This is a genomic window from Streptomyces sp. NPDC050448 (assembly GCF_040655295.1).
In the GTDB taxonomy this organism is placed as follows: domain Bacteria; phylum Actinomycetota; class Actinomycetes; order Streptomycetales; family Streptomycetaceae; genus Streptomyces.
The window spans coordinates 184,376-201,617 of record NZ_JBFAJR010000009.1; the positions used below are offsets into that span (position 1 = coordinate 184,376).

Genomic DNA, 17,242 nt, shown 5'->3' on the forward strand with positions numbered 1-17,242 from the left:
GCTCCAGCGACGGCGGTGAACCCCACAGCCGGCGCGCCCGCCGGCTGTGGGGTTCTTCATCGGGAGGTGTTCTCCTTGCGCATCACCGTGGATCGGGCAGGTCAGCGCTGCAGGGTGAGGACACCCGGCCGGTACGGCAGTCGGTCGTAGGGGCCGCCCGCGTTGGGGGACTTGCCTTGGTAGAGGAACTGCAGGTTGCAGGGGTCGATGGTCATGGTCTGGTCGGGGTTGTTGCGGACCAGGTCGCCGTGGCTGATGTCGTTGGTCCAGGTGGCTCCGCTGTTGGCCTTGCCGGCGAAGGGGTTGCTCTCGGTGGCGGCCTGCGGGGTCCACGAACCGCTCAGGCTGGATGCCGTGAACGAGCGGAAGTAGCGCTGCTCATTCGCACCCCGAGCCTCAACGATCATGAGGTACTGGTTCTGGCCCTGGACCTTGTAGACCTGCGGCGCCTCGAACAGGTTCTTCACCGTGTCGCTCATGACCGTCGTGTACGACGAGCCGAAGCTGCCCGGGAAGTTCCCGATCGGCATGCTCGCCCGGTAGATCTTGCCGTTGTCACCGGCGAAGAACAGGTACATGTTCTGGTCGTCGGCGATCAGGGTCTGGTCGATCGGGGCGGCGTTGGGGATGCTGCCGGTGAACAGCGGCTGCGGCGCGGACCAGCCGTTGGGGTTGGTGGGGTCGCTCGACAAGCGATAGCTGAAGGGCGACGCACCCCACTGGTACGCCAGCACCCAGATCTTCTTCGGCGCGAAGTAGAACAGCGTGGGCGCCACCGCGTTCTGGTTCATCTTGGTCTGGCCGGCCGACGCCATGTCCGGCCAGTTCGTGAAGGGACCGAACGCCATCGAGCCGTACGAGCTTCCCGCTGCGCTCGACGCGTAGACCACGTGCTTGCCGTTGTACGTCACGGTGGTGAAGTCCTTCACCGCGTCCCACCCGTTCGACGGCTGTGCGAGGGCACCCGTCGAACTCCACTTGTACGTCGAGGGAAGAGCACACGTGCCGCCGCCCGTCCCGGACGGGGCGGTCCACTTCTGGTTGTCGACGGACGCGCAGGAGTACAGCTGGATCTTGGTGCCGTTGGCGGTGGCCGCGCCGACGGCGTCGAGGCACAGCCCGGACTGGACGCCGGCGATCGTGCCGTTGGTGTTGATTTTCCACTGCTGGTTGGCGCCGCCGTTGCAGTCCCAGATGACCACCCTTGTGCCGTTGCTGGTGCCCCTGGCCATGGCGTCCAGGCACTTGTTGCCGTAGACCATCAGCTGCTTGCCGGAGGTGTAGGTCCAGCGCTGGTTTGTCTGTCCGTTGCAGTCCGACAGCTGCGCCTGGGTGCCGTTGACCGTGCTGGAACCGTTGATGTCGATACAACGACCGGAGGGGACACCCTTGATCTGCCCGGTACCGGTTCCGCCGGGCGTCCCGCCCGGGGCGGTACCGGAGGCGGCCTTGAGGGCGTTCATGACGGTGGTGTAGGCGGCCTTGGGGTTGCCGTTGTTGTCGAACAGCAGGGGGCTCTCGCCGCTGCGCCAGGAGTCGCTGTCACGGATGCCCCACACCGTGATGCCGGTGCACCGGGTCACGGACAGGCAGGCGTTGACCGCGTTGGCGTAGTTGGTGGACGACGCCTGGGCGATGTCCAGCTCGGTGATCTGGACGTCCACGCCCAGGGCGGCGAAGTTGGACAAGGTGGTCTGGAAGCTGGACGGTGGGCCGCCGGTCCCGAAGTGGCTCTGGAAGCCGACGCAGTCGATCGGCACGCCGCGGGACTTGAAGTCCCTGACCATGCTGTAGACGCCCTGGGTCTTGGCGTCCGACCAGTTCTCGAGGTTGTAGTCGTTGTAGCAGAGCTTGGCCGAGGAGTCGGCCGCCCGGGCGGTGCGGAACGCCTCCTCGATGAAGCCGTTGCCCAGCACGTTCTGGAACACCGAGCTGCGGTGCTGGCCGCTGCCTCCGTCGGCGAAGGCCTCGTTGACCACGTCCCAGGCGTAGATCTTGCCCTTGAAGTGGGTCATCTCGGTGGTGATGTGGTTGTTCATCACGCTGCGCAGCGTGTTCGCGTCGCCGATGGAGCTGACCCAGGACGGGAGCTGCGAGTGCCAGACCGTGGTGTGGCCGCGCAGGCGCTGGCCGTGTGCCATGGCGCGGTTGACGATCTGGTCGGCGGGGCCGAAGTTGAAGTTGCCGCGGGACGCTTCGACGGCGTCCCACTTCATCTCGTTCTCCGGGGTGATCATGTTGAACTCCCGGTCCGCGATCGCGGCGTACTTCGAGTCGCCGAGCCTGCCTGCGGCCACAGCAGTGCCGAAGTACCGGCCCGAGGGGGCCGCCTGCGTGCCCAGGGCGGCGGCTCCGGCGGAGCTGGGCAGGAGCGTCACGGCACCAGCCACCAGCGCCGCGGCCGACAGTCCTATCACCACTGTTCGGCGACGCCGGCCGAGCCGGTGCAGGCCCTTCATGATTCTCCTCGGGGGCCGCGAGTCGCCCTGGGTGCCGTGATCGTGCGCGCATCGGCCGGTACGGCCTGATCCGTCGCGGGTCGGGTGCGGGGCAGGGTGTGGGCCCGTTCCTGCCTGCCGATCGCCCGGGAGGCGTGGGTGTGTGGCGTCATTGGAGCGGCCTTCTTCAGGGGATACGTCAACGGGGAAAGTCGGGGGACCCGCCACGCCGGCCCGTCAAGGTGAGCGGCGGGAAGAGCACCCCACACAATGGAGGCCTCCGAACTCACGGCCTCGTAACAGAAAAGTGGCGCCGCCCGGAAGATTGCCCAGTGATGCATCTCGCGGGCAAAAACCGTTACGCCAAGCCCTGCCTTCCGGTCGTCCTGTGGAAAGGGCGCCGCCCTGATCACCAGCGAGGTGTTGTCGGTGGCGGTCGCGGTGATCAGCCTTCAAGCCGGTCACGCCGAGTCAGCCGTCGACGAACGCGGACCGAAGCTGGTTTCGGCGCAGCACTCGGCTCGCTGCCGGGTCGAGAACAGCGTGGTGCGGGATCGTGGTGCAGGATCACCAGCTGTCGCTGCGCGACTCGGTCCACATGCTCAAGGAGCGGTTCTCAAGCCCAGGGCCTTCGCATGATGAAGGAAGCCTGGTCGGCGAAGGCCCGAGTGCCGTCGGAGCCATCGAGCCGGATGCCGCCGTCGCGGTAGCGGAGGACGGAACCGGGATAGTTGTGCGCGTGCAAGGTCACCGACCCGGCGACCGTCCCGGGGTGCGGACAGAAGGTGGCGTCCTCGCGGAACAGTTCGCTGCCGTCGTTGGTGCTCAGCCGTAGCCGCAGGTCACGATGGCGCAGATAGCGGCCGTCCGCGGCGAGGAAGGTGACGCACCGTGTGTCGGCCAGCCCCCCGACGACCGTGAAGGTGACCCGCTGCCGTGTCTGCGCGCTGCTGGACGCCGAGACTCGGCCGAGCGTCGCGAAGTCGCCGGCATACGTGAGGTACAGGGAGGGCTCGTCCACCGACTCCAGCGACTGTGCGCCCAGCGGAACAGTGCCCGCGACGGCCGACGGACTCACCGGGGACGGTCCGGCCGACGTGGTGGTGCGCGACGGGATCGGGGTGGGATTGCCGACCGTGGGAGCGGCGATGGCGCCGGGCACCCGATGCGCCGGTTCGGGCCAGGTCACGTAGGTGGCGGTCCCGGTGATGAGGACCGCGCCGGTGGCGAGGGCCACCAGCGGATGAGCGGTCACCGCGTGGAGTTTGCCGATCAGCAAGCTGTGCAGGCCGCCTCCCCCCGTCGCCGTGCCGACGGGGACGTGTGCCGTGGCCAGCCCGGCGGCGCTCGCGGCCGTACCCGACAGCAGGCCCTTGGCGGCCAGCGCGGCGATGAGCCCGGCCGGGACCGCCAGTGGTGCGAGACCGAGGAGCAGTCGCTCGACCGGAACCCGTTCTGTCGCCGTCGCCGCGCAGACCGGGCATCCGCGGGTGTGCCGCGCGATCCGCTTGCGCCACACCGATGTACGGAGACCGTCCCAGCCGATGACGGCCTCGTCCAACTGCGGACAGCGCGGGTCGGCCTCCAGCGCGGCGACGATCGTCCGGCTCAGTTCCAGCTGCTCGCGCATGCGTTGCAGGCGCACTCCGACGTGGGCGACCGTGAGCCCCGTCGCGGCGGCGATGTCGTCACGGCTCAGCGAGCCGGCGCCTTCCTGCCACCACAGCGACAGCAGCACTCGATGGTCCGGGTCGAGCCACCGGCCGGCTTCGGCAACCTGACGGCGCTCGTCCGACACATGCAGACGCAGAATCGTCATGTCCTCAGGTTCGGCGCCGGCGTCCGGTATCTCGTGTGCCTCGTCGATGACCGTGCTCCGGCCGGCGAAGGCGCGTTGCCGGTGCCGGTGGGTACTGATCTGGCGGAGCGTGATCGAGACCAGCCAGGACCGGAAGCTCTCCGGGGCACGCAGGGCGGGCAGGTCGCGCACCACGCGCAGCAGGGTTTCCTGGACGACGTCGTCGACGTCGGCATGTCCGCTCAGCGCTCGCCCGACGATGTTGTAGAGCACCGGCAGGTACGCGGCGATCAGCTCCTCGCGCGCCCGATCGTCACCAGCCTGCGCCGCGACGACCAGCCCCGCGTGGCCCGCATCCATGAGCCCCATTCCCACCTCCCTCAACCACGGCCGGATCTCGCCGCGAAGGGCGTCAGCTGGTGCGGCTCCGGGTGTATCCGGAAGCCGCCGTCTTGGATCGCGCCGAGAGGCTCCTGGAGGAGGCGATCGGCTCGCGCCGCGAGGCCCCTGACTCCTCGGCCGGAACCTGGCCGGTCCTTACCGTGCCGGGGTGAACCTTCCCCAGACCGCGACGGAGCCGCCCGAGGTCTGCGTGTCGACGCGGTAGCCGTCGTCCGTGGCGTTGCGCACGCCGGTGGCGTGATTGTACTGGCCGGCGAATTCATGCTGCCCGGTCGGCACGGTACGGCCCGGTTTGAGGACCCAGCGGTAGACCAGCGCTCCGCCGGCCTCCTGAACGGTGAAGCTGAAGTCCTCACTCGGCAGGGTGCGCCAGTTGCCGGTGTTCTGCACGCCGCCGGTTTGGGCGATGCGCAGTTCCACGGTGAGCGAGGTGAGCGGCTGTGTGGTCTTGAGAGTGAGGTTGCTCTGGGCCCAGTAGACGGTGCTGTGCGGATCCACCGAGCCGTCCGACGACAGGGGGCCGTTCTGAACCCGGCTGCTGGGCAGCGGAGTGGGGCGCGGGCCGACCGGGGCGGTGGTGGTAGGAGTCGGGGCCGGGGCGGCGGGGGTGGTGGGAGCCGACGTCGTCGGACGGGAAGGAACCGTCGGGGACGGGGTCGCGGGGGTGGCGGCGCTGTCCGACGGTGGAGGAGTCCGGACGATGCCCGCGGCCGCGAGACCACCCGTGGCCAGGGTGGCGATGATGGCGAGGCCTGCGAGGGCGGCCTTGGGCCACGATCTCCCGATGGACGGTGTGCGGTGACGGACGGTGCCGTCGGCCGCGCCGCGTTCCACGCGGGCCAGCATCCTGGCGCGATCGGGCTGGTGGGCCTCGGCGGCGGCGTGCAGCCGACGGGTGATGTCCTCGTTCACCGGTTCCTCCTCCCCGCCACCAGGTCGCCGACCGCTCGTGTGCCAAGTATCCGTTCCAACTCGGCCATTCCCTTCGAGGTCTGGCTCTTGACCGTACCGACCGATATGCCCAGCGCCGCCGCGGTGTCCTTCTCCGACAGGTCGAAGGCGTGGCGCAGCACCACGCACGACCGCTTCCGGAACGGCAGCCGGGCGAGCGCCGTACGTACGTCCAGCACGGCCGCCACGTCCGGCCCCTCCACCTGCTCCGGACTGCGGGACCAGAACAGCGCGATCCGGCGCCGCTCGCGCACCGCACTGCGGATCCGTTCCCGCGCCATGTTGGCGACAACGCCGCGAGCGTAGGCGAGCGGATGGTCAGCCTTGCGAAGCCGGTCCCAGCGCTGCCACAGGGCGACCAGGGCATCCGCGGCGAGGTCGTCGGCCGCATCCGTCTCGCCGGTCAGGAGATGGGCGAGACGGGCCAGTTCGGCGTAATGGCGTTCGAAGAAGTCGTGGAACTCCGCGGACGCGTCATGAAGGAGCATCTCCCCCGGTCGCCCTCTCCCTGCGATGTGCGCGTTAACAATCGGCTCGAGCGTAACAGTGCCCCTCACCGCAGCCCGACAGTGGCCGACCCCGGGGGCGGAGCCGTGACGGTGGGTGGACGGCACGGTCAATGCCGGGCGAACTGGACGCGGGTCTGTTGCGCGACGTCCGGTTTCAGTGCGATCCCCTCGACGGCCAGTTGTTCTCCGTAGAGGTCGGTGACCCTGATCGCTCCGCCGCATCCGCTGCCGTCGGTGGAGAGGAAGTAGTTGTAGTCGGTGCGGGGCAGCTTCCGCCAGCCGTTGGCGGTCCGGAGCTCGAGCACCGCCACCGGGTTCCGATGCCCGATCACCTGGACGCCGCACCAAGAGCGGCTGGACCCGGTCTTGTACCGGATGGAGAGCGTGTCGGGCACGGCGGGGCTCAGCAGCGTCCAGGTGATCGGGATCCGGCCGAGTGAGGGGTTCGCGAGTTCGGCGAAGGCCTGTCGGCTGAGGTCGAGTTGCCCGGGTGCGCAGGGCAGGGGGCACTCGTTGACGATCCGCACCGTGATGGAGTTCCCGTTGGCGGCGCGGACCCGCACGTACGCCCCGCACGCTTTGGCCGACTCGTAGTCGGTGTGGTTCATCGCCGCGATCATGAGGTCACCGGACGGTCCGTACAGGCAGGCACCATTGCCGTCACCCGCGGCATAGGAAGTCGCGACTCCCTGGTAGCTGACCGAGGGCTTGATCCGTCCCGCCGAAGATGCTGCCGACTCCGTACGTGCCGGGCTGGAGGCCGAGGGCGTCGGGACACTGGCGGCTGACGGCGGGGGCGGGCTCGTGACCGTCGGCTGCGTCGATGCGGTCGCGGCGCCGACCGCTGCTGCCGACGACCCGGAACTGGACGGTGCGTTCGTTGGGGCAGCCGCTACGGATGCGTCGGTGGGAAGCCCGGCACCGGACCGGCTCCCGGGGAGGAGCGTGAGGGCCAGGCAGGCCAGCACACCGACGGCCATCACCGCCAACGGAATGCCGACGGCCGCCCCGCGTCTGCTCCGCGGCCGCGGCCGCGGAGCATCGTGTTTCGTTGTCCTCATGCCCATCCGTTCGGTAGATCGAGTCGACGTCGCACTTCTCAGTGGCCGCCGAAGGCGAAAAGGTTGCCGCTCCGATCCGCTCCGCTTCGGTCCGGTCCGGTGCCGATGTCGCCGGGACCGGGGCGGGCGCCGCGCACGGCCGCCCGCCCCGGCCCGAGGCGATCAGGACACGTCGCCGTACACCACGCCACGGCCGTAGCCGCCCAGGTAGACCCGGCCGTACACGTCCGGGTCGCCGATGATGACGGACATGACGCTCCCGCCGAACTGGTGCTGGTCGTCGTTGATCCGGACCCAGGTCGAACCGCCGTCGATGGAGCGGAACACCCCGGTGACGCCCTTCAGCGTCCCGCTGAGGTAGAGGGCCTGGTAGGTGGCGCCCGGGGCGGGCTTGCCGAAGCCGACACCGTACGCCTGCTGCACGCCGGCGAGCTTGTTGAAGCTCGCCCCGCCATTGGTGGAGTGCAGGAGTCCGTTGCTTCCGCCTGTGATCCACAGGTCACCGGCGACGCCCGGGGCCGCCTTGAGCTGTCCGTCACCCAGGCCGGTGGCCCGGGCGGTGAAGCTCTTGCCGCCATCGGCGCTGGTGTACAGGGTGCCGCCCTTGAGGGCGTAGAACGTGTTCGCCGACGAACGGTCGGCCACCACGGCCGAGTCCGCGGGCAGACCGGAGGCGGCCGTCCAGGTCGAACCGCGGTTCGTCGAGTGGAACGGCCTCTGGCCCGCGGGCGTCCAGACGATGGCGGCGCCGTCCGCCGAGACCGCCACGGCCCCGCCGCCCGCTCCGCGAACGGGTTCCGCGGCGAACGGCGTCCAGCCGGCCCCGCCGTCGGTCGAATAGGCGCCGTGCTGCTCGCCACCGAGACCGACCCGGACCACGAACCCCGGCTTCGCCTGGGCGAAGTCGATGCCGGTGGTGTTGGAGAACAGCGGTCCGGAGAGTGCTTTGGCGGGTACCTTGGTCAGGTCCTCGTGCCGGAATCCGCTGACATCGCCGAGCGCACTGATCAGCGGGAGGCCCGGGGGCTTGATCAGCCCGAGGGCCGCGGTCTCCTCCAGCCCCTTGGCCGGGACCGTCCAGTGCGTGGCACCCCCCTTGTCCGCCGCGGTCACGTCGTTGCTGCCCCACATCCCCGACCCGGTGCCGTACAGCACGTGCCCGGAGTCGAAGGGGTTGATGGCCAGCGCGCCCATCCAGTGCCCGATGCCCGTGCCCACGTACGGCGCAGCGGAGTTGTCCCGCACCGAGGTCGCGCCGAGCGCCTTCCAGGAGGCGCCGCCGTCGGTCGACCGGTACACCTCGTCCGAGGGCCACCAGCGGTCCAGCGTGGTGACCATCACCGTGGACGGGCGCTGCGGATCGACAGCCAGCCCGGCGAAGCCGTAACTACCGCTGGACGGTGAAATGTTCTTCCAGGCCCCGGTGGACGGCGTGTACTTCCACACCGAACCGGCCGTCACTCCGTTCGGGCCCGGGGCGTTGGTGTACGTGAGATACAGCGAGCCGTCACCGGACAGCACACCGTGCTGCGGCAGCTGCCCTGTGGGCTGGCCGGACACGGCCTGCCAGCTGCTGCCGCCGTCGGTGGAGCGGTACAGCGAGGTGGTCTTGTCGGCCACCCCGACGTAGATCGTCCGGCTGCCGGCCGGGCCGAAGGTCACGAAGGACAGGCCGACGCCGCTGCTCGCACCGTCCTTGACGGGGAAGGCGGCGACCTGGCTCCAGGTCACGCCGTAGTCGGTGCTGCGCCAGAGCCCGTTCTTGCGGGTGCCCAGGTAGAGCGTGCCGTGGTTGGCGGGGTCCACCACCAGCCGCTCGCCCATGGACCGGCCGTCCTCGTTGCCGCCCAGTTTGAACGGCAGGTCGGTGCGCTGGAACGTCTTGCCCTGGTCGGTGGAGCGGAGGATCGCGCCGTTGCCCGCCCAGTCGTTGGTGTAGGTGCCGCTCGCGAGGTACAGGCGGTTCGGGTCGACGGGGTCGGTCGCCAGGCTCTCGATCCCGAGCAGGTTCCAGTCGGATCCACCGATCCAGTCGGTCAACGAGGTCCACTGGGCGGCGGTCGCGTCCCAGCGGTAGGCACCGCCGATGTCGGTCCGTGCGTACAGCAGGTCCTTGCGGGCGGGGTTGAAGACCAGCCCGGTGACGAACCCGCCACCGACGATCTGCGCGTTGTGCCAGGTGTAACTGCCCGAGCCGGCCGCCTTCACCAGCTTCCACTGCTGGTTGGCGCTGCCCCGGTCGGCGTACTGGATGAGCGGCACCCCCTCGCCGGTGGAGCCGCCCCACACGTCCAGCACCATGCCGTTGCTCCGGGAGACGAACTTCACCGCCCCGTCGCCCACGTCCTGCATCTTCCACTGCTGTGTGGCGAAGCCGCGGTCGGTCTGCTGCTCGACGGCCGCCGCGGACTCCTTGGAAGCGCCGCGCACTCCGAGGACCTTGTGGCTGCTGCGGTTCTCCACCTCGTAGTAGCCGTCCCCCGCCTGCCTCAGCCGCCACTGCTGACTCGCGGCACCTGCCATGCGGCTCGCCTGCCGTATCCAGACGCCGTCCGACGTGTCCGCCCCCGGCACGTCGAGCACCTTGTCGCTGCGGACAGAGGTCAGCGTGTAGTAGGCGTCGGCATCCACCGTCGCGGCGTTCGAATCGGCCTGCACGAACAGCAGGTAGGGGCCGAGGACTCCGGGCACGCCCAGCATCAGGCCGATCGTTATCCCGCGCCGGCGGTGGCGCCCCCGCGTACGCCGCTCGCCACCAGCCGCGGCCTTGCGCCGGCTGCGGCCGTCCGCCGTGGGATCCGTCTCGTTCATGGGGCTACTCCTTGCTTCGGCCCTGCCCCGTACAACCGCTCAGTTCAGCGGTGCGCGGCGGCATGCGGCGAGGGATCGGGCGACCCGTGGGTGTGATCGCCTTCTGGTGTGCCCGTCAGTTGCCGCCGCTCCGGAAAAGGTTGCCGCCCGCCGAAGTCCGGTCCCGGGCCACTGAGACCGCATCGTTCCAGCGTCAGATCGGGGAGGGGGGAGGGCTGTCGCGTCCGTTCAGCAAGCCGGCCGACGTGCGCGGCGGTTTCCGACGGCAGGCTGGGCGAAGAGCTGAGACCTCATCGGAGGGACTCCGCCTGCGTGGTGGCGCCGTTGAGCAGGTGCTCCAGCGGCCCGTGGCGAAAGAATCGGGACCGGGCCGCGGTGAATACGATGGCTGGGCCGGAAACGGTCCGGATCTTGGTGCGCTTGGCGCCCGGAGAGGCGGGCTTCGGGTGCGGTGGGATGTGTGTGGGGGGCGACCGGGAGCAGGGGGCAGCGGAGGTCGAGGCCGTACGGACTCCAGCCGCGAACGGCTCGGGCATCGGCCCGCAGGCGACGGTGACGGCGGCGGCGGACCAGACGGTGGTCATGAAAGGTCTCCCCATCGGTCGAGCGTGAGGCCAAGGCGCTGGGCCTCATGCCTCCACGGTCGTGAACGAGCACGGCATGGCCACCAGGCACGTGCGGCCGCCCCGTCACACTCCGCACCCAGGAAGGACCCTGAGACACGAGGCGATCACTCGAAGCCATCGCGCGACTACCTTGGGTGTCTGGAGTGGGCGTTGTCCGTAAAGGACCGCACCCACGGCGATGAATTGCCGCCTGTCGGCGGGGGCGATTTCGCTGATCGGCGGGGTGACCACCGGCGCACGTTGTACTGGGACTGCCGGTCGCTGCAGGAGGCCTCGTCGCTGTCACCACGGGACCTCTTGAGGTGCAGCGGGAGGCGAAGGCGGGGCCGGAGAGCGCGGCGACGATGCGATGCGGGCCGGGACCCTGGCCGGGGACGCGGGAGAGGCGAAGGACGAGTTCTGCCACGTCGAAAGCAGCGCCGCGGCAGCCGTCCAGGAAGAAGGTGTCGGACAGGGTGTGCAGCAGGGGTTGCCGGGACCGCCCCGGGGGAGCGGACCTCGCAGGCCGCGACAGGCCATGTGATCGCGAACAAATACACTCTCGTGAGCACTCATGAGACAGTCGTAAGGTCTGCGAAGCCCTGCGCCATCGGCCGGATCCCGACAGCGGTCCAACCGCCGAGCGCCATCACTCGTAGGCACTGAACGGCTGTGATCCACACTGGTACGACCGATGAGGGGGCCTTGAGTGGGAACTGCAAGCACCGAGCCGGAGTCCCGCCAGCCCGTGATGGCGGATGTGGCGCGGGTCGCCGGCGTGTCCCACCAGACCGTGTCCCGGGTGCTGAACGGTGCACCGCACGTCCGGCCCGACACCCGGGACCGGGTGCTCGCCGCCATCCGGGAGCTGGACTACCGTCCCAACTCGGCAGCCCGCGCGCTGGTCACCCGCCGCTCCCAGACCCTGGGTGTGGTCAGTTTCGGCAGCGCACTCTACGGGCCCGCCTCGATGCTGGACGGGATCGAGCAGGCCGCGCGCAGTGCGGGGTACTTCGTCAGCGTCGCGAGCCTGCGTTCGCTGGACAGCCGCTCCGTACAGGAGGCGGTGGACCGGCTCCGCGACCAGGGCGTGGAGGGCATCGTCGTCATCGCGCCGCAGATCTCGGCGGTGAGCGCGGTGGCGAAGCTGTCCAGCGCGGTGCCGGTGGTCGCGGTCGGGTCGGGCAGCCAGTCCCGAGTGCCGATGGTCGCCGTCGACAACGAGTCGGGCGCGCTGGCAGCCACCCGACACCTGCTCGACCTCGGGCATGCCACGGTCCACCACGTCGCCGGCCCGCCCGGCTGGCTGGAGACCAAGACCCGGCAGGACGGCTGGCGGGGGGCCCTCGAGGCCGGCGGCGCCGAGGTGCCACCCGTACAGAGCGGCGACTGGAGCGCGAGGTCCGGGTACGAGGCCGGACTGCGGATCGCCGAGGATCCCCTGGTCACGGCGGTCTTCTGCGCCAACGACCACATGGCCCTCGGCCTGCTCCGCGCGTTCCATGAAGCGGGACGGGCGATTCCGGGGGACATCAGCGTGGTCGGGTTCGATGACATTCCCGAAGCCGCGTACTTCGCCCCACCGCTGACCACCGTGCGTCAGGACTTCGGTGAGCTGGGACGCCGCGCTCTTGAGCTGCTGGTGGAGGAGCTCACCGGCGTCGGCCACGCCCGCAGCCACGTGCTGATCTCGCCGGAGATGGTGCTGCGGCGCAGTGCCGGCCCGGTGGCGCGTCGATAGCCGGCAGCCCGCGGACGGCCTGGTCAAGATTGGGTAACGGCATGGCGGCCCCCTTGTCCATGGAATTGTGAGCGCTAACAATCTCCCTCAGGCGAAACGGCACCGCTACATCCCGTTCACATGGACGGTGCGGACCGCACCGCCGCCTGCACCAACGCCGCACCGGGCGCCTATCGCCCCCGACGGTGTTCCCACCGCCTCCCGCGCCGGTCGGCCTGCCCGGTCGATCTGCCCGCGGTCGATCCGTCCGCGCCGAGAGCGGCCTCCCCACTCGAGAGGAATCCCAAGATGTCCAAGAGAGCTGCGGCGGCCCTGGTCGCCGCCGCGATGGTCACCGTTCTGTCCGCTTGCGGTTCCGGCGGCGGCGGCACCGGCGGTGGCTCGGCCGACGGCAAGGGCTCCGGTGGCCGGCTCACCGTGGGCTTCTCCCAGGTCGGCGCGGAGAGCGGGTGGCGCACGGCCAACACCAAGTCCGTCCAGGATGCGGCCAAGAAGGCCGGGATCACGCTGAAGTTCTCCGACGCCCAGCAGAAGCAGGAGAACCAGATCAAGGCCATCCGCTCGTTCATCCAGCAGAAGGTGGACGTCATCGCCTTCTCGCCGGTGGTCGAGTCGGGCTGGGACACCGTGCTCAAGGAGGCCAAGGCCGCCCACATCCCGGTCGTTCTGACGGACCGCGCGGTGGACTCCAAGGACGAGTCGCTCTATGCCACCTTCCTCGGTTCGGACTTCACCGAGGAGGGCAAGAAGGCCGGCGACTGGCTGGTGAAGGAGTACCAGGGCAAGAGCGACGCGGTGAACATCGTGGAGCTGCAGGGCACCACCGGCTCGGCCCCGGCCAACGACCGCAGATCGGGCTTCGCCGACGTCATCAAGGCGGACGCCAAGTTCAAGATCACGGCCTCCCAGACCGGTGACTTCACGCGCGCCAAGGGCAAAGAGGTCATGCAGGCCTTCCTGAAGTCCCAGCCGAAGATCGACGTGCTCTACGCGCACAACGACGACATGGCACTCGGCGCCATCCAGGCCATCGAGGAAGCCGGCAAGAAGCCCGGCACCGATATCAAGATCATCTCGGTCGACGGCGTCAAGGACGCCTTCACCGCGATGAGCCAGGGCAAGATCAACGTCCTCGTCGAGTGCAACCCCCTCCTGGGCGACCAGCTGATGGACCTGATCAAGAAGGTCAAGGCCGGCGAACAGGTGCCGCGCCGGATCAAGACCGAAGAGGGCGTCTTCACCCAGGACCAGGCCGCGGCCGCCCTGCCGACCCGCCAGTACTGACCGGCCCGCTGACCAGGGCTACCCGGATCCGACCCGGCCGGCCCCGGTCGCGACCACGAGAGGAGGGGGCGGATGCCTGCGCACCGTGCACAGCAACCGGTCCTGGAAGTACACGGGATCCGCAAGGAGTTCCCGGGCGTGGTGGCTCTGGACGGGGTCGACTTCCGGCTCTTCCCCGGCGAGGTGCACGCCCTGATGGGTGAGAACGGCGCCGGCAAGTCCACGCTGATCAAGGTGCTCACCGGCGTCTACGCGTCGGACGGCGGCGAGGTCGTGCTGAGCGGCCGGCCCGTGCACATCCCCGGCCCGCTGCAGGCGCAGCAGGCCGGGATCAGCACGGTGTACCAGGAGGTCAACCTCTGCCTGAACCTGTCGGTCGCAGAGAACATCTTCATCGGCCGTGAACCGCGCCGCCTCGGACTCATCCACTGGTCGGCCCTCCGTCGCCGCGCCGCAGAGCTGGTCGCCGACCTCGACCTGGACATCGACGTCACCGCCCCACTGGGCAGTTACTCGATCGCGGTCCAGCAACTGGTCGCGATCGTCCGGGCGGTGGACGTCTCGGTCAAGGTGCTGATCCTGGACGAGCCGACCTCCAGCCTGGACCGCGACGAGGTGCGGCAACTGTTCGCGGTGATACGCCGGTTGCGCGACCAGGGCGTGGCGATCCTGTTCGTCTCGCACTTCCTGGACCAGATCTACGAGATCTGCGACCGGATGACCATCCTGCGCAACGGCAAGCTGGAGGGCGAGTACCCGATCAGTGAGTTGAGCCAGGTCGAACTGGTCGCCCGCATGATCGGCGGCGAACTGAGGAGCCTGGAGGAGCTGTCGGGCGCCACTCGTCACGAGCCCGCCGCCGAAGCCGGAACCACGCCGTTCCTGAGCGCCGACGGCCTGGGTCGCACCGGCGCGATCGAGCCGTACGACCTCACCATCCGGCCCGGTGAAGTCGTAGGACTTGCGGGGCTGTTGGGGTCAGGGCGTACGGAGGCGGCCCGCCTGCTGTTCGGTGCCGACCGCAGTTCCCAGGGCTCGGTGCGGATCGAGGACGCCACCGTCGCGCTGCGCACGCCGCGCGCCGCGATCTCGTACGGGATCGCCTTCTGCTCGGAGGACCGCAAGAACGAGGGTCTGGTGGCGGAGTTGACGGTACGCGAGAACATCATCCTGGCCTTGCAGGCGGCCCGCGGCTGGACGCGTCCGCTCTCCCGCTCCAAGCAGGACGAGATCGCGCTGCGCTGGATCCGGTCACTGGACATCCGCCCGGACAACCCCGAGGCGCTGGTGCGCCATCTCAGCGGCGGCAACCAGCAGAAGGTACTGCTGGCTCGCTGGCTGATCACCGACCCCAAGCTGTTGATCCTCGACGAGCCGACCCGGGGCATCGACATCGGCGCCAAGGCCGAAATCCAGAAGTTGGTGGCCTCGCTGGCCCGGGACGGCATGTCGGTGCTGTTCATCTCGGCCGAACTGGAGGAAGTTCTGCGGCTCAGCCACCGGGTGGGCGTGCTGCGGGACCGCCGGCTGGTCGCCGAGCTGCCGAACGACGGATCGCTCACTCCCGAGCGCATCATGGCGACGATCGCGAGCGGAGCCCGGTCATGACCAAGCACCGCCTCTTCTGGCCCGCCACCGTGCTCGCGGCCCTGCTGCTGGCCAACGTGCTGTTCACGCCGGACTTCTTCGCGATCCGGGTCAAGGACGGGCACCTGTACGGGAGCCTGATCGACATCCTCCACTTCGGCGCCCCGCTGATCCTGGTGGCGCTGGGCATGACGCTGGTCATCGCGACCAGCGGCATCGACCTCTCGGTCGGCTCCACCGTCGCCATCGCGGGCGCGCTGGCCTGCCTGCACATCAGCGGCGCGGCCGACCCGGCAAGCCCGGGCACGGTGTTCGGCGCCGTCGCCATCGCCCTGGCGGTGGCCCTCGTCCTGGGGCTGATCAACGGCGTACTGGTGGCGGGGGTCGGTGTCCAGCCGATCATCGCCACCCTCATCCTGATGGTGGCCGGACGCGGTGTCGCCCAGCTGGTGACGGACGGCCAGATCGTCACCGTCACCAGCGAGCCCTACAAGCTGATCGGCGGCGGATACTGGCTCACCATGCCGTTCGCGATCCTGCTCGCGGTCGTGGTGGTGCTGCTGACGTCGCTGCTGACCCGGCGTACGGCGCTCGGGCTGCTGCTGGAGTCGGTCGGCGGCAACCCGGTCGCCAGCCGCCTGGTCGGCATCCGGGCGATGGGCCTGATATGCCTGGTGTACGTCTTCAGCGCGCTGTGCGCCGCGGTCGCCGGGCTCATGATCAGCTCGAACGTCTCCAGTGCGGACGGCAACAACGCCGGGCTCTGGATCGAGCTGGACGCCATCCTCGCCGTGGTGGTCGGCGGCACCGCGCTGACCGGCGGGCGGTTCTCGCTCGGCGGCACGGTGATCGGTGCGCTGATCATCCAGACCCTGTCCACCACCGTCTACACCATCGGCATCCCGCCGGAGACCACCCTGGTCTTCAAAGCCTTCGTGGTGATCGCGGTCTGCCTGATCCAGTCACCCGCCTTCCGGGCCAAGGCCGCGCGCCGACGGGCCCGGACCGGGCGCGGCACGAGGCCGCGTCCGCTGACGACAGAGAACACGGAGGTGGGGGCATGAGCGCGATCACGGCAGCGCGTGGCCGCGCGTACATCCCGCTGCTGGTCACATCGGCCCTGCTGATATCGATGTTCGGTGCCGGATCCGTCCAGTACGACGGGTTCTTCTCCGGGCAGGTGCTGCTCAACCTGCTCATCGACAACGCCTTCCTGCTGGTGGTCGCCATCGGGATGACCTTCGTGGTGCTGACCGGAGGGATCGACCTGTCGGTCGGCGCGATGGTCGCACTGTCGACGATGATCTCCGCCTGGCTGGTGGAACAGCACGGCTGGCCGCCGTTGCTGGTGATCCCGCTGGTCCTGGCGGTGGGGACGGGCGCCGGGCTCGCGATGGGATGGGTGATCCACTCCTTCGAGATCCAACCGTTCATCGTGACGCTCGCCGGCATGTTCCTGGCCCGTGGCCTCTGCTACACGATCAGCATCGACTCGATCTCCCTCACCGACCCGGCCTACACGGCCTTCGCCCAGACCCGGATCCCCCTGCCCGGCGACCTGTTCGTCTCGCCGAGCGTTCTGATCGCGGTAGGTGTGCTGGTGATCGCATTCGTGGTCCTGCACTACACACGGCTGGGCCGGAACGTGTACGCGCTGGGCGGCAGCGAGCAGTCGGCCCGGCTGATGGGGCTCCCGGCCGGGCGGACGAAGATGGCCGTGTACGCCGTCAGCGGCTTCTGCTCGGCGCTCGGGGGAGTATTGCTGACCTTCTACATGCTCTCCGGCTACGGGCTCCACGCGGTGGGCCTGGAGTTGGACGCGATTGCGGCCGTGGTGATCGGCGGGACGCTCCTGACCGGGGGGTCCGGATACCTGCTGGGGACCGCGCTGGGGGTGCTCGTGCTGGGCCTGATCCAGACCGTCATCAGCTTCCAGGGCACGCTCAGCTCGTGGTGGACCAGGATCGTGGTCGGCGGCCTGCTGTTCGTCTTCATCCTGCTCCAGCGCCTGATCGCCGGCCGTCGCAAGGTCTGATCGGCTGAAGGCGAGCCCGC

Annotated in this window: 11 protein-coding genes; 5 read left to right on the forward strand and 6 right to left on the reverse strand. The window is 69.4% G+C overall.

Features of this window, described 5'->3' with window-relative positions; translation table 11 throughout:
- Positions 1-101: 101 nt before the first annotated feature.
- From AB0I68_RS14180 to AB0I68_RS14205, 6 genes are all read right to left on the reverse strand, one after another.
- Positions 102-2,459 carry a non-reducing end alpha-L-arabinofuranosidase family hydrolase gene (locus AB0I68_RS14180; protein ID WP_363177532.1) on the reverse strand — a complete coding sequence of 786 codons (2,358 nt, stop codon included), beginning with the start codon at positions 2,457-2,459 and terminating at the stop codon, positions 102-104.
- Positions 2,460-3,054: 595 nt separating this feature from the next.
- On the reverse strand, positions 3,055-4,605 hold the full coding sequence (locus tag AB0I68_RS14185) for a sigma-70 family RNA polymerase sigma factor (RefSeq protein ID WP_363177533.1): 1,551 nt from the start codon (positions 4,603-4,605) through the stop codon (positions 3,055-3,057).
- Between the two features lie 168 nt (positions 4,606-4,773).
- A complete protein-coding gene (locus AB0I68_RS14190; protein WP_363177535.1) occupies positions 4,774-5,550 on the reverse strand; it encodes a hypothetical protein in 777 nt (258 codons plus the stop codon).
- The gene (locus AB0I68_RS14195) at positions 5,547-6,077 is read right to left on the reverse strand and encodes a SigE family RNA polymerase sigma factor (RefSeq protein WP_363177536.1); all 531 of its coding nucleotides are present in this window, start codon (positions 6,075-6,077) and stop codon (positions 5,547-5,549) included. The genes AB0I68_RS14190 and AB0I68_RS14195 overlap by 4 nt, the downstream gene beginning before the upstream one ends.
- Positions 6,078-6,205: 128 nt before the next feature.
- The gene (locus AB0I68_RS14200) at positions 6,206-7,165 is read right to left on the reverse strand and encodes an expansin EXLX1 family cellulose-binding protein (RefSeq protein ID WP_363177537.1); all 960 of its coding nucleotides are present in this window, start codon (positions 7,163-7,165) and stop codon (positions 6,206-6,208) included.
- 156 nt (positions 7,166-7,321) lie between these two features.
- Positions 7,322-9,970 carry an RICIN domain-containing protein gene (locus AB0I68_RS14205; RefSeq protein WP_363177538.1) on the reverse strand — a complete coding sequence of 883 codons (2,649 nt, stop codon included), beginning with the start codon at positions 9,968-9,970 and terminating at the stop codon, positions 7,322-7,324.
- Between the two features lie 1,356 nt (positions 9,971-11,326).
- Between AB0I68_RS14205 and AB0I68_RS14210 the strand changes: the two genes are divergently transcribed.
- The 5 genes from AB0I68_RS14210 to yjfF all read left to right on the forward strand — a co-directional run bounded on the left by AB0I68_RS14210 (position 11,327) and on the right by yjfF (position 17,222).
- Positions 11,327-12,316: a LacI family DNA-binding transcriptional regulator gene (locus tag AB0I68_RS14210; protein ID WP_363177567.1), complete on the forward strand. Its 990-nt coding sequence runs from the start codon at positions 11,327-11,329 to the stop codon at positions 12,314-12,316.
- A 288-nt stretch (positions 12,317-12,604) separates the two neighbouring features.
- Positions 12,605-13,600 (forward strand): ABC transporter substrate-binding protein, encoded by a 996-nt coding sequence (locus AB0I68_RS14215; RefSeq protein ID WP_363177539.1) that lies wholly within the window; start codon positions 12,605-12,607, stop codon positions 13,598-13,600.
- 72 nt (positions 13,601-13,672) lie between these two features.
- The gene (locus AB0I68_RS14220; protein WP_363177540.1) at positions 13,673-15,208 is read left to right on the forward strand and encodes a sugar ABC transporter ATP-binding protein; all 1,536 of its coding nucleotides are present in this window, start codon (positions 13,673-13,675) and stop codon (positions 15,206-15,208) included.
- On the forward strand, positions 15,205-16,251 hold the full coding sequence (locus AB0I68_RS14225) for an ABC transporter permease (RefSeq protein WP_363177541.1): 1,047 nt from the start codon (positions 15,205-15,207) through the stop codon (positions 16,249-16,251). The genes AB0I68_RS14220 and AB0I68_RS14225 overlap by 4 nt, the downstream gene beginning before the upstream one ends.
- Positions 16,248-17,222 carry a galactofuranose ABC transporter, permease protein YjfF gene (gene yjfF, locus AB0I68_RS14230; RefSeq protein WP_363177542.1) on the forward strand — a complete coding sequence of 325 codons (975 nt, stop codon included), beginning with the start codon at positions 16,248-16,250 and terminating at the stop codon, positions 17,220-17,222. Before AB0I68_RS14225 ends, yjfF begins: the two co-directional genes overlap by 4 nt.
- Positions 17,223-17,242 lie beyond the last annotated feature (20 nt).

What these genes read in the sequence shown, in the direction of transcription:
- AB0I68_RS14180 (WP_363177532.1), bottom strand. Translation starts at nt 2,459, where the DNA reads ATGAAGGGCCTGCACCGGCTCGGCCGGCGTCGCCGAACAGTGGTGATA.
- AB0I68_RS14185 (WP_363177533.1), bottom strand. Translation starts at nt 4,605, where the DNA reads ATGGGGCTCATGGATGCGGGCCACGCGGGGCTGGTCGTCGCGGCGCAG.
- AB0I68_RS14195 (WP_363177536.1), bottom strand. Translation starts at nt 6,077, where the DNA reads ATGCTCCTTCATGACGCGTCCGCGGAGTTCCACGACTTCTTCGAACGC.
- AB0I68_RS14200 (WP_363177537.1), bottom strand. Translation starts at nt 7,165, where the DNA reads ATGGGCATGAGGACAACGAAACACGATGCTCCGCGGCCGCGGCCGCGG.
- AB0I68_RS14205 (WP_363177538.1), bottom strand. Translation starts at nt 9,970, where the DNA reads ATGAACGAGACGGATCCCACGGCGGACGGCCGCAGCCGGCGCAAGGCC.
- AB0I68_RS14210 (WP_363177567.1), top strand. Translation starts at nt 11,327, where the DNA reads ATGGCGGATGTGGCGCGGGTCGCCGGCGTGTCCCACCAGACCGTGTCC.
- AB0I68_RS14215 (WP_363177539.1), top strand. Translation starts at nt 12,605, where the DNA reads ATGTCCAAGAGAGCTGCGGCGGCCCTGGTCGCCGCCGCGATGGTCACC.
- AB0I68_RS14220 (WP_363177540.1), top strand. Translation starts at nt 13,673, where the DNA reads ATGCCTGCGCACCGTGCACAGCAACCGGTCCTGGAAGTACACGGGATC.
- AB0I68_RS14225 (WP_363177541.1), top strand. Translation starts at nt 15,205, where the DNA reads ATGACCAAGCACCGCCTCTTCTGGCCCGCCACCGTGCTCGCGGCCCTG.
- yjfF (WP_363177542.1), top strand. Translation starts at nt 16,248, where the DNA reads ATGAGCGCGATCACGGCAGCGCGTGGCCGCGCGTACATCCCGCTGCTG.